Source organism: Paenibacillus sp. FSL W8-0194, assembly GCF_037969745.1.
Lineage (GTDB): Bacteria > Bacillota > Bacilli > Paenibacillales > Paenibacillaceae > Paenibacillus_AQ > Paenibacillus_AQ cookii.
In genome coordinates, this window is record NZ_CP150205.1 from 5,853,414 (window position 1) to 5,865,210 (window position 11,797).

Genomic DNA, 11,797 nt, shown 5'->3' on the forward strand with positions numbered 1-11,797 from the left:
CGAATCTTGGATGTTGCGATATTCGTTGAATGATTGCGAAACGGATGCGGTATGACTGCGAATTAGTTCAAATACTTCATCGGATTTTGAATAGAGCCGTTTTTATGGATTTCAAAATGCAAATGGGTGCCGGTCGAATGGCCGGTGCTGCCCATAATGCCGATGGGATCCCCTTGGTCTACGCGCGCCCCGGCATGCGTCGAAATGCTTCTCAGATGCCCGTACAGCGTTTCATATCCGTTGCCGTGGCTGATGATGATCGCATTGCCGTAACCGCTGATCTGCCCGGTAAACGTGACGATGCCGTCGTCGGCCGCCTTGATGGTCCGGTTGCCGGACACGATATCGATGCCTTTATGCATCCGGCCCCAACGCGAGCCGTAAGAGCTGGAAATGCTGGCGCTGCTGACCGGCCATGCGAACCGCCCCGTGCCCTTGCCGGGAACCTTCGTTCCTTGCAGCACGACCTCCTTGAGCGAAGGTTTGATCACCGTCTGCCCGACCCACTGCTCGTCCACGACTTTGCCGTTTTGTTTCGTCACGACGTAGTTCATGACCTTGAGGCCTTCCTGGCCGGGGCGAACCACCTTGCTTTTCCCTGCCGGAAGGTCCTTGGACTTGCGGATTTCGATATCCGGGGCTGTGGCCACCTGTTCAGACACCTTTTCCACCGTCGTCACCGTCAGAGGCGGCTTCGGCACGGTCAGCTTCAGCTGGTCGCCGATCTGCATGTATTTTTCCTTCACCTGCGGATTGTTCGCGAAAATCTCCTTTTGGCTCACGTGGAATTCTTCGGCGATCGAGCTGATCGTGTCGCCTTCCTGCACCGTGTACACAAGCGGCGCGTCCTGGCCCGTCGTGAGCAGCTTGGCCGCTTCCTCGGCCGTGAGTATTTTATTCGGATCGGCCTCTACCGGAGCCGAAGTGACTTTCTCTTCGATCCGCACCGACTTTACGGCAGGCCCGGCCGCCGTTTTTTGAGGCACGGCCTTGCCGCCGGCTGCCAGCTTTTGCACCGCTGCGCCGCCCGCTTGGGCAGCCTTCGTTTGCGGCACGAATTTCTGCTTCGCTTTTTCCACCGCGGCATTTATCGTCGCCTGGTCCTTCACGATGCCGACGACCTTGCCGCCCACTATCAGCTGGACGCCTTCCGCGTAAGCTTTCAGCTTCCCGCCCAGCTTGTCCAGCGTTTCCCGCGTGTTCGGTTCCGCCTTAAAGCCTTTTTCCAGCTTCGTCGTAATCCCGTCGGTATGCAGCTTCATCGCCACATCCGGATATTTATTCTGATATTCCTGCCGTTTCTGGTCGTATAATTGTTCAAGACGTGCCGGATCGTCAATCGTTCCGATTTCTTCCCCATGTATGTAGACATGATAGTAGGGTACGGTTTGGGCATCGACGTACTGATTGCCTGCAAAAACGAGGCCGGTAATCAAGATCGCCGCTCCCGCCGTTCCGATGATCCACTTTCGGGCTGCGCTCCACCGCGGCCGCTTTGGCTCTACAGGGTTAGAATGGCTTATGTCATGTTCTCCGTGCCCGGAAGCCTGCACCGTCGGTGTTGCCTCTGCCTGCGTTCCTTCCGTCTGGCGAAAATCGTTAGAACCTTTCATTTTACTCTCCCTTATGCTTTGCGTATCGGTGGGCTGGAATATAATCCAACGACAAAAAGGTTAAAATTTTGATACCTTTTTACACCCTCGTATACTTTAACATAAGCTCCGTTAACAATTCAACTTTACGGAATTAGCAAAAAAAACCGCTTGGGATGCGGGCTCTCAGGGAATCGTATGCTGTCCGCACAGGCTGCGGCGTTAACAAAAAAATAACAATTCTTCACGGCTCCAGCATTGGTTTCAACGCATTGTATTCCTCGGCGTTCAAATACCGGGAGATCGACGCTTCAATCGCCTTCGATTCGTCTTCGGTCAGTCCGTCCTCCATGGCACCCGAAATTTTTTGAAGCTCCGCCGGGGGCAGCTTTGTGATCAGCATGTTGAATATTTGCTCTTTTTCGCTTCCGGTGAGCTCGCGTTTCTTTTGCAGGCTATCCGTGCCGCTCTGCTCCTCTGCCTGGGTCGATGCGCTTCCCGTTCCGGCATCCCCGGGGAGATCCTGGCCCATGACCGGGAACGCGTTGTCCGGCGCTTTCTCTTGCTCCGCTGCCCCTTCCCCCGTACTGCGGCTGACTCCGGATTCCGTTGGGGATTCCCCGCCGCCGGTCGCGCCATTCGTTATTGATTCCCCGCTGTCGGAAGAACCGGCTTCCCCTGACGTTCCGCCATTCGCCATGCCCTCAGCGAGACCGCTGCCGCCTGCATCGCTGCCGCTTCTGTCGCTGGAGCTGCTGGAGTCCGTTCCCTCGCCGATCATGCCGGTGCTGCCGGATGAATCCGCACTGCTTTGCGACCCCGATGCCGAATCGCCGCTGCCCGAATCCGATCCGCCTGTTTCTCCGGCTGCCGCATCGTTATCGTCCGTTGATGACTTCCCGTCGGGTTGTTCCGGCGTTTTGGCGGCTTCCTCCTGATCCGTCTTCTTGTCCTCCCCGCCTCCGCCACTCCAGCCGAACAACCCTTTCATCATGCTGCCGAAACCAAAAGATTGCCCTTCCAGCGTAATATTGAAACTGGACAACAGCGATTGCACATAGCTGTTGACGATCAGTCCGGTCGTCATGATTGTCAAACCGCTGATCAAAAGTACCGTCAATACCGTTTTGACCAGCCACCGCGTCAATTTCATGCAAGTCTTCCTCCTTTTAAAACATGCTAGGATGATTGCAGCGTATAGAAAGATCGGCATCAATCTATGAAAGAGATTTGCAAAATCCTGTTTACTAGAAGTATTGACGGGTTGCGGCCGCTTTTAACCCATTCGGGCAAGAAAAAAAGCCCGCTGGCCGGAATTTTCCGGCAACGGGCTCGATTCGTAACGGTAAGCAGCGGCGGTCGACTGAACGATCCGGACCGAAGCTTACTGCTTGCGATGATGATTAATAGATTGGCAAAATTTGATTCGTTTGGCTGCGGTTGCGTCCCACGGAGAAGATGGCGATCGGAATGCCGGTCAACTCGGACACGCGCTTGACGTAATTGCGGGTCGTTTCAGGAAGATCCTCGAGCGTTTTCGCTTCGGAAATATCCTCGTGCCAACCCGGCATTTCTTCGTACACCGCTTCGCATTCCGCCAGCATTTTCAGGCTTGCAGGGTAATGCGTAATCACTTCGCCGCGGTATTTGTATCCGGTGCAGATTTTAACGGTGTCCAGACCGGTCAATACGTCCAGCGAGTTCAAAGACAATCCGGTCAAACCGCTGACGCGGCGGGCATGGCGCACCACGACGCTGTCGAACCAGCCGACGCGGCGAGGGCGTCCGGTTACGGTGCCGTATTCATGGCCTTTTTCCCGGATGAAATCGCCGATTTCATCGTTCAGCTCCGTCGGGAACGGACCGTCGCCTACACGGGTCGTGTAGGATTTGGCTACCCCGATGACCTGGTCGATTCTCGAAGGACCCACGCCGGAACCGATGCAGACGCCGCCGGCCGAAGGGTTCGAGGACGTAACGTATGGGTACGTTCCTTGGTCGATGTCAAGCATAACGCCTTGCGCGCCTTCGAACAGCACTTTGCGGTTTTCGTCGATCGCGTCGTTCAGCACGACCGAAGTGTCGGTCACGTATTTGCGGATGACTTCCGCATACTCCAGATACTGCTTCAGCACTTCTTCCACGTCCAGCGGCTCGGCGCCGTACACTTGCTGAATGATTTGGTTTTTCTCTTTCATCAGGTGACGCAGCTTCAGCTCGAATTCTTCGGCATCCATCAAATCCGCGATCCGGATGCCGTTCCGGGCAGCCTTATCCATGTAGCAAGGACCGATCCCTTTCCGGGTCGTCCCGATTTTGTTCGGGCCCTTGCGGTCTTCTTCCAGTCCGTCCAATACCAGATGGTACGGCATAATGACATGCGCGCGGTCGCTGATGACCAGATTATCCGTTGTAAATCCGTTATCGTGAATGTAATTGATTTCTTCAATGAGTGCAGCCGGATTGATCACCATGCCGTTTCCGATGACGCAGATCTTGTCGGAGTAAAACACGCCGGATGGAATCAAGCTCAGCTTATATTTTTTACCGTCAATCAGAATGGTATGTCCGGCATTGTTGCCGCCCTGATAACGGGCAACCACATCGGCGCTTTCCGCGAGAAAGTCCGTGATTTTTCCTTTGCCTTCGTCTCCCCATTGTGTTCCCACAACGACTACTGTTGACATTTTCATTCCCCCGCTTGGTGCGTATGGCGCACCTCGTTTTAATAATTCCTATGCATTGTGCGCGAAAAACCCCAACTCTATGCACGTTTCCCGCTTGTGTCATTGCATGAATAAACAATGTTCATAAGCCGCTTGGCCGGTTGAAACCCGTTAACAGACTCAAACCATAATAGATCGATTCCCAAAGCAAAGCAGCATTATCAGTGTAACAGTCCCCATTTTCAAAGTCAAATAAAAAACGAACAATCGCACATGGAGACGTACGATTGTTCGGAAATGGAAATGATATGGATCCATAAGTGCAATCGTGTTGCATCAGACCCCCAAAATGCGGAAGTCCGTTGTATAGAATCAAGCGGCTACATGGCGAATGGCTCGGCATGGTTCCGCTCGTAATTGACGAATTTATTGAAGTTTTTCAAAAAGACCAGTTCCACCGTGCCGACCGGACCGTTACGCTGCTTGGCGATGATGATTTCGATGATGTTCTTCTTTTCCGTCTCCTGATTGTAATAATCGTCGCGGTAAAGGAAGGCAACGATATCGGCATCCTGCTCGATCGAACCCGATTCCCGAAGGTCGGACATCATCGGACGTTTGTCCTGACGCTGCTCGACGCCCCGGCTCAGCTGGGACAAGGCGATAACCGGCACGCTCAGCTCGCGGGCGATTTGCTTCAGGGTACGGGATATTTCCGATACCTCCTGCTGCCGGTTTTCGCCGGGTTTGCCGCGTCCTTGGATGAGCTGCAAATAGTCGATAACGATCATGCCAAGGCCTTTTTCCTTCTTCAACCGCCGGCATTTCGAACGAATGTCCGCCACCGTAATGCCGGGCGTATCGTCGATATAGATTTCGGCTTCGGCCAGCGATGCGATTCCCATCGTCAGCTTGGCCCAATCCTCGTCGGTTTTGAAATCGCCTGTACGCATCAGGTTGGCATCCAGGTTGGCCTCGGCGCAAATCATACGGTTGACCAGCTGCGGCGCGGACATCTCCAAACTGAATATCGCTACCGTTTCTTTGGCCCGGACGGCAACGTTTTGGGCGATGTTCAGGGCAAACGCCGTCTTCCCCACGGAAGGACGCGCCGCCACAATGATAAGGTCCGAACGTTGGAATCCGTTCGTCATCTTGTCCAAATCGACAAATCCGGTCGGAATGCCGGTCGTGGTGCCGCCTTGCTGGTTCAAAACCTCCACGCGGTCGAACACTTCCATCAGCACGTCGCGGATGGCGACGAAGCCGCTGCCGGTCCGGCGGTTGGAGATCTCCAGAATCCGGCGCTCCGCGTCGCTGAGCATGCCGGCCACGTCTTCTCCGCCGCTGTAGCCTTCGCTTACGATTTGCGTAGCGGTGCGGATCAAACGGCGCAGCATCGATTTTTCTTCGATAATCTGAGCGTAATACTCCACGTTGGCTGCCGTCGGCACCGCATGGGCAAGCTTGGCCAAATAGCTGACGCCGCCCACATCCTCCAGTTGGCCTTTGTCCTGCAGCCGTGAAGTCAGTGTAACCAGATCGATTGGCTGATTCTCTTCTCCGAGCTGGATCATCGCCTCATAAATCAGCTGATGTGACGCGTCATAGAAATCCTCCGGCTGCACCCGCTCCATCGCGGTGATCATCGCTTCGCTCTGCAGCAGAATGGCCCCTAGAACCGCCTGCTCCGCCTCCAGATTCTGCGGGGGAATCCGGTCGAAAAAGAGCTCTCCGCCCATCTTATTCCTCCGTAACCTGAACCTTCAGCGTCACTTTCACTTCAGGGTGCAGCTTGACGGTCATCTGCGTAACGCCCAGGTGGCGGATCGGCTCTTCGAGTTCAATTTTCCGTTTGTCGACTTTGATGCCCGAAGCAGCCAGCGCTTCGGCAATTTGCTTGCTCGTAATGGCGCCGAACAGGCGGCCGCCTTCGCCGGCTTTGGCCTTCAGCTGCACGGTCATCTCTTCAAGCTTTTTGCCAAGCTCCTGCGCTTCGATTTTTTCCTGCTCCTTGCGTCTTTGCTCGGCCGCATTCTGGTTTTCGAGCGTCTTCATGTTACCTTCCGTCGCCGGGCGCGCCAATCCGCGCGGCAGCAGGAAATTGCTTGCGTATCCCTCGGATACGTCCTTGATTTGGCCTTTTTTACCTTGACCCTTAACGTCTTGCAGAAAAATGACTTTCATTCGAACAACCCCTCTTTCTCCTCAATTTGCGAAAGAACCTCAAGCAGCTTCTGCTCGGCCTCTTCCACGGTTCCCTTCAATTGGACGGCCGCATTGGTCAAATGACCGCCGCCGCCAAGCCTTTCCATCACGACCTGGACGTTCATCCGGCCAAGCGAACGCGCGCTGATGCTGATCAAGCCGTCAGGCCGTTCGCTGATCACGAACGATGCGACCACATCCGTCATATTGAGCAGCGTATCCGCAGCTTGGGCGATGAGCAGCTGCGGAATGACGGTCCCCGGTTCGGTCACGGCAAGAGCGATATGATCATATACCATTTTAGCATGCTTGATGATTTCTGACTTTGCCAGATATTCCTGTAAATCTTCTTTCAGCATCCGCTGAATTTGGATCGTGTCGGCGCCGCTGCGGCGCAGGAATCCTGCCGCCTCGAACGTGCGCGATCCGGTATGGAGCGCAAAATGCTTCGTATCGACCGTGATGCCGGCCAGCAGCATCGTGGCCTCCATCGGCGTGAGCTGGATTTTTTCGTGGATATATTGCAACAGCTCGGTCACCAGCTCCGATGCGGACGACGCGTACGGCTCCATGTAGACCAGCACAGCATCGTTGATGAACTCCTCGCCCCGGCGGTGATGGTCCACGACGACGATCCGGCTTGCATTTTGCACGAGCTTCGGCTCCATCGTCATGGAAGCCTTATGGGTATCCACGATGACGAGCAAGCTGTGCGGGCTCAGAAGAGCCAGCGCCTGCTCCGGCGAAATGAACCGCTCGAACAGCTTTTCGTCCTTTTGAACCTGATCCATCATCCGGTCAATGGACGGATTTCTCCCCGGCAGGACGACGTAAGCCTCGACGTTGTACATTTGGGCAGCCTTAAGCACGCCGATGGAAGCGCCGATGACGTCCATGTCCGGCATTTTGTGTCCCATAATAATAACCTTGTCGCTTTCCTGCATCAAATCGCGCAGCGCATGGGCGATAACCCTGGCCCGTACCCGGGTGCGCTTCTCGACGGCATTGGACTTGCCGCCATAAAAGGACAGCCGCTGCCCCGCCTTGACCGCCGCCTGGTCGCCCCCGCGCCCAAGCGCCATATCCAGCGAGGATTGCGCCAGTTCCCCTAACTCGTTGATGCTTTCCGCACCGAAGCCGAGCCCGATGGAGAGCGTCATCGGCACCTTCAGTTCCGCCGTCATTTCCCTGACTTCGTCCAGAATCACAAACCGGCTTTTTTCCAGCTCCTGCAACGATTGATAATTCAGCATCATCAAATACCGGTCCGATGACAACCGCCGCAGGTATACCCCGTATTGTCTCGCCCATTCCGTAATTTCCGTCGTCACCCGCGCGATCAAAGAGGTTCGCTGCTGGTCATCCATCCCTTGGGCGGCTTCATCGAGGTTATCCATCATGATGATGCCGATCGCCAGCTTTTCGGCCTCGTATTTCTCGCGCAGCACCACCATATCGGTAATGTCGTACAAGTAGATCAAACGTTCTTCCGGGTTCAGCATCAAATGAAAATGCGATTCCCCGATTTTGATCTCGGTATGGATCTGCTTCCCGTCCTTGACACCGTCCCGATGCCCGTCCTTATGGCCTTCCTTCTTGTCGTTCAGCATCGGCGTCAGCGAGGGAAACAGCTCCTGCAGCGAATCGCCGACCAACGTTTTTTGGCCGAAAATTTTGCACACGTAACGGTTGTTCCATTCGACCGTCTTATCCTCGCCGTATAGCACGATCCCGAACGGCAGGGCGCTGATCGCCTCGCCCTCGACCCTTTTGACGCGAAAGGACAAGCCGTTGATGTATTCCAGCAGGTTTTTTCTGTACCGCATTTCCGCCTTCAGCAACAGGTAGCATAACGCCGCCACAAGAATGAGGCTTATGATTCCGAGCGGCCAATTGTACCGGGTCACGATAATGACCAAAAGCAGCATCAGCATAAACGCCCATACGGTATAATAGCCGTGCCAGCGCTGTTGTAGAAATTTAGGCATGACTCCCACCCTAACGTTTTGATTTAGTCATAAATTGACGCAGCGGAAATGCCAAGTCCAAAATCCCGATGATCCGCATCGGCGGAAACAGAAGGATCGGAATCGCAATAAGCAGCGGCACGATCGGGTGCCATTTTTTCGTATGCCCCAAGTAATAGAAAAAACCGATGGCTTGAATCATGAAACAGATGTGCAGGAGCGGCACCAGATTCGCTGCAATCATCGTCAGAAACGGACTGTCTGCGCGGCGGGCGAACACTTCAATGATGACTCCGATCAAATAATACCAAATCAAGGACCGCGGCAGCATCCATTCCCGCGCAGGCTTCAACTTAGGAACATGGAACGCCGTGCTTTCGATGATCGGCCGTGCCAGCGCATGCGTGATGACGGCCATCATAAAGGAGCTGACGATCATGGCAAAAGGAATCATTTGCATGGTGGCGTCGCTTACCATCTGCATTTGTTCGGGCGTCCACATCATGTCGGTCACCAGCGGATTGTTTCCGCCGACGTCCTTCAGCGGCGACATCGTCATTTTTACGATATCATGCACATAGCTGGACAAGTCGAAGTGCAAAAATACGGTGCCGATTAGCAGCAGTATCAGCATTTCGGCCAAAATCGTGCCGGCTCCGGACATCAGCGTTCGCAGCGCGGGCCTTTTTTTCTTGTAAGCCCAGCCCATGACGAGCGCAGGTATGACAAAATATACGGCCAAGAGCAAATTCACCGGATGAACGATGAAGGCGATCAGCCATACCGGGAGTACATGAAGCAAAAAAGATCTCGTATTTAGCGTTGCAAACAGAATCGTGGCCGGCAAAATCAAAAAAAATACCGTCACGATGGACAAAGGAGAAAGCAAGGAAAGCAGCAGAAGCAGATATACGACGCTCCATACTACCGATGTCCAGCGCATTTTCAATGTCTTCACCTCTTACGCATATGTTCTTCGAGCGCGGAAATATCCTGGTACCAGTCCTCTAGCTGGTGGCCTTCCTGTTTGTGTTTCTTTAATTTATCGATCAAAAGATCATCCAGGTCACGGTATGACATCCCCAGCCTGCGGGCCAATATGTAAGAGCTCATGATCAAACTTGCAAGACTGTCGCCAACCCGGGTCGTGCTGCCTTCCCACAATGCCTTGAACAGCCTCGATACGTGGTCCACTACTTCGGTTTTCAGCCATTCGATCACCTTGGCGCGCTTGGCTACATCCAAATCTTTAGGCATATTCTGAAGCTCACACTCCCTGAAAAAGCTTTATTCTCCATTATAGCATAAAAGAGTCCCGCCCACGAAAAACGGTCCCTCAGTCCCTTGCGTCCGCAACGAACGGTAAATCCCGCCGCCATGTGGTGCGGTAAATCAAAAAACTCCGCTCATGCCGCTTTCTGATATTGTCAAAAAGACCTGCCCGAATCGTCTTCATCAAAAGCAGGTCTTTTTCTCATTCTATGCCTTTTGGCTCTAAGGTAATCGCAGCTTTTGCAAAATTCGAACGTCTTGAGCGCGGTAAAACGAAAATATGATTCCCTAAAACGAAAACTTATATCGAATTGACTGATTCTTTGGACACAAATCGTTCGCAGTATTCGATAATCTGGCTTCTGCGGACGATCCCGATAAAGCGGTTCATGTCGTCCACGACCGGCACGAAGTTCTGCACTTTGGCCAAATTGATCAAGTCTTCCATATTCGCGTCGATCGACACCGGTTTATTGTTCATTTTAAGCGGTACATCCTTCAGCAGATACTTGGACGCATTCTCGAAATTGATTTTCCCGCCCGAGTTTTTCATATGCCACAGCAGGTCGCCTTCGGTCACCGTTCCGGCGTATGTTCCGTCCTTGCCCAGAATCGGCACCGCCGTGTACCTGTGGTATTCCATTTTTTCGAGGGTTTGCCTCAGCGTCGAGTCCGTCGTTACCGTAACCACTTCCTGTTTAGGCAGCAGAAAAAACGCGATGTTCATGTCGGATCATCCTCCTCTGCAGCTTCTTCCAGCTTCCCTCGTCTTCTTACGGTGTAACCCTGCGATCGTTTCAGGAGGACACAAAATCAGCAGCCGCACCTGTGGCTGCCGATTTTATTCAAAAGGGTACATGACCTTTGCTGCATTTTATCTTGCGAGGGAACGCCCTGAAGAGGCTGTTCTCATTTTGCCGTGCCGTCCTCTTGCGTCGTGTCATCGTCCGGCAGCATCAGCTGGTCGGAAGGCGTGTCGGGATTTTCCCAACTGTCGATGAGCGCTTTCGCCTTGTCCACGTCTTTTGGGATCGGCTTATCGTAATATATTCCGTTAATCTTCATGCCTTCGCCCATGATCGTATAGCTTGTAAATTGGGCTTCCGATCCGGTCAAAATTTGTTTGGCCAGATCAATGATGAATTTGGGCTGCATATCCGTCTGGAAGTTGTCGCCCATAATGTCGAGCAGCTCGGGAATTTTGGAAATTTGATTCAGGCGCAGCATCCGGTTCGCTACCGCATCCAAAAACACCTGCTGCCGCTTCGTGCGATTAAAATCGCTGTCCTCCCGGTAGCGCACGTAGTTCAAAGCTTCCTCGCCGTCATAGATCGGCTTGTTGGCTTTAATGGTGAATTTCTCATGGTCGCGGCCTTTGTTCACGATATCCTTCTTGATCGGCAGCTCCACCCCGCCAAGCGCATTGACGGCATCCTTCAAACCTTGGAAATTGATCGTAGCGTAATAGTCCACCTCGTGATCGAGGAACGCCTCGACGGTATCCTTGGACATTTGCTGTCCGCCGAACGCGTACGCATGCGTAATCTTATCCTTTTTCCCTTTGCCGATGATCTCGGTGTACGTATCCCTTGGGATGGAGATCAGCAGCGCTTTCGAATCCTTCGGGCGCACGACGGCATAAATCAGCGTATCCGAACGCGCCGGTTCGTCCTTGCGCTGGTCGGAACCGAGCAGCAGGACCGAAAAAGGCTTATTCTGATACACGACCGGTTCGGCCGGTTTGGTCGGCCCGTTGTCCCTCGACTCCAGCGGCTGATACGATTTCTGGAGCGAGCTCTCCACTTGTTTGGACAGAAATAAATCAAAGGCCATCACCGCGAGCTGCTTGCGGAACACATACGAGCTCCCCGCAACCAGAAGAATGACCACGGCAATGGATATATATATTTTTGTTCTCTTTTTCATTCAATGATTCCTTCTTTGATTAGAATAAAAAGTCCTAACTCAAACAAAAACGGGAACCTTCCAGCCTCCTTTCCTATTTAAACGGATCCCGGATGAATGACGCATTTCGATGAAAGGGCGATCCGTTTAGGCAAAGATAAACGACATTAACATTGTAAACGGTATT

Annotated in this window: 10 protein-coding genes; all 10 read right to left on the reverse strand. The window is 53.3% G+C overall.

Annotation, left to right across the window (positions count from 1 at the left end):
• Window positions 1-62: 62 nt before the first annotated feature.
• The 10 genes from MKY58_RS27070 to MKY58_RS27115 all read right to left on the reverse strand — a co-directional run bounded on the left by MKY58_RS27070 (window position 63) and on the right by MKY58_RS27115 (window position 11,631).
• Window positions 63-1,613 (reverse strand): M23 family metallopeptidase, encoded by a 1,551-nt coding sequence (locus MKY58_RS27070; protein WP_339322811.1) that lies wholly within the window; start codon window positions 1,611-1,613, stop codon window positions 63-65.
• 223 nt (window positions 1,614-1,836) lie between these two features.
• Window positions 1,837-2,745: a hypothetical protein gene (locus MKY58_RS27075; protein WP_339322812.1), complete on the reverse strand. Its 909-nt coding sequence runs from the start codon at window positions 2,743-2,745 to the stop codon at window positions 1,837-1,839.
• Window positions 2,746-2,995: 250 nt separating this feature from the next.
• A complete protein-coding gene (locus MKY58_RS27080) occupies window positions 2,996-4,279 on the reverse strand; it encodes an adenylosuccinate synthase (protein WP_339322813.1) in 1,284 nt (427 codons plus the stop codon).
• Between the two features lie 359 nt (window positions 4,280-4,638).
• A complete protein-coding gene (gene dnaB, locus MKY58_RS27085; protein ID WP_339322814.1) occupies window positions 4,639-6,000 on the reverse strand; it encodes a replicative DNA helicase in 1,362 nt (453 codons plus the stop codon).
• Window position 6,001: 1 nt separating this feature from the next.
• Window positions 6,002-6,445: a 50S ribosomal protein L9 gene (rplI, locus tag MKY58_RS27090; RefSeq protein ID WP_212952683.1), complete on the reverse strand. Its 444-nt coding sequence runs from the start codon at window positions 6,443-6,445 to the stop codon at window positions 6,002-6,004.
• Window positions 6,442-8,454 carry a DHH family phosphoesterase gene (locus tag MKY58_RS27095; RefSeq protein ID WP_339322815.1) on the reverse strand — a complete coding sequence of 671 codons (2,013 nt, stop codon included), beginning with the start codon at window positions 8,452-8,454 and terminating at the stop codon, window positions 6,442-6,444. The genes rplI and MKY58_RS27095 overlap by 4 nt, the downstream gene beginning before the upstream one ends.
• A 10-nt stretch (window positions 8,455-8,464) precedes the next feature.
• Window positions 8,465-9,376: a DUF2232 domain-containing protein gene (locus MKY58_RS27100; RefSeq protein ID WP_246537279.1), complete on the reverse strand. Its 912-nt coding sequence runs from the start codon at window positions 9,374-9,376 to the stop codon at window positions 8,465-8,467.
• Window positions 9,377-9,387: 11 nt separating this feature from the next.
• Window positions 9,388-9,690 (reverse strand): MazG-like family protein, encoded by a 303-nt coding sequence (locus tag MKY58_RS27105; protein ID WP_036710678.1) that lies wholly within the window; start codon window positions 9,688-9,690, stop codon window positions 9,388-9,390.
• Between the two features lie 316 nt (window positions 9,691-10,006).
• Window positions 10,007-10,432: a CBS domain-containing protein gene (locus MKY58_RS27110; RefSeq protein ID WP_036710681.1), complete on the reverse strand. Its 426-nt coding sequence runs from the start codon at window positions 10,430-10,432 to the stop codon at window positions 10,007-10,009.
• A 182-nt stretch (window positions 10,433-10,614) separates the two neighbouring features.
• Window positions 10,615-11,631, reverse strand: a complete 1,017-nt coding sequence (locus tag MKY58_RS27115) for an LCP family protein (protein WP_339322816.1) — start codon at window positions 11,629-11,631, stop codon at window positions 10,615-10,617.
• Window positions 11,632-11,797: the final 166 nt, after the last annotated feature.

Bases quoted from the DNA above. Each gene is read 5' to 3' on its own strand.
- MKY58_RS27075 (WP_339322812.1), bottom strand. From the start codon at position 2,745: ATGAAATTGACGCGGTGGCTGGTCAAAACGGTATTGACGGTACTTTTG.
- MKY58_RS27100 (WP_246537279.1), bottom strand. From the start codon at position 9,376: ATGCGCTGGACATCGGTAGTATGGAGCGTCGTATATCTGCTTCTGCTG.
- MKY58_RS27115 (WP_339322816.1), bottom strand. From the start codon at position 11,631: ATGAAAAAGAGAACAAAAATATATATATCCATTGCCGTGGTCATTCTT.
- MKY58_RS27110 (WP_036710681.1), bottom strand. From the start codon at position 10,432: ATGAACATCGCGTTTTTTCTGCTGCCTAAACAGGAAGTGGTTACGGTA.
- rplI (WP_212952683.1), bottom strand. From the start codon at position 6,445: ATGAAAGTCATTTTTCTGCAAGACGTTAAGGGTCAAGGTAAAAAAGGC.
- MKY58_RS27095 (WP_339322815.1), bottom strand. From the start codon at position 8,454: ATGCCTAAATTTCTACAACAGCGCTGGCACGGCTATTATACCGTATGG.
- dnaB (WP_339322814.1), bottom strand. From the start codon at position 6,000: ATGGGCGGAGAGCTCTTTTTCGACCGGATTCCCCCGCAGAATCTGGAG.
- MKY58_RS27070 (WP_339322811.1), bottom strand. From the start codon at position 1,613: ATGAAAGGTTCTAACGATTTTCGCCAGACGGAAGGAACGCAGGCAGAG.
- MKY58_RS27105 (WP_036710678.1), bottom strand. From the start codon at position 9,690: ATGCCTAAAGATTTGGATGTAGCCAAGCGCGCCAAGGTGATCGAATGG.
- MKY58_RS27080 (WP_339322813.1), bottom strand. From the start codon at position 4,279: ATGTCAACAGTAGTCGTTGTGGGAACACAATGGGGAGACGAAGGCAAA.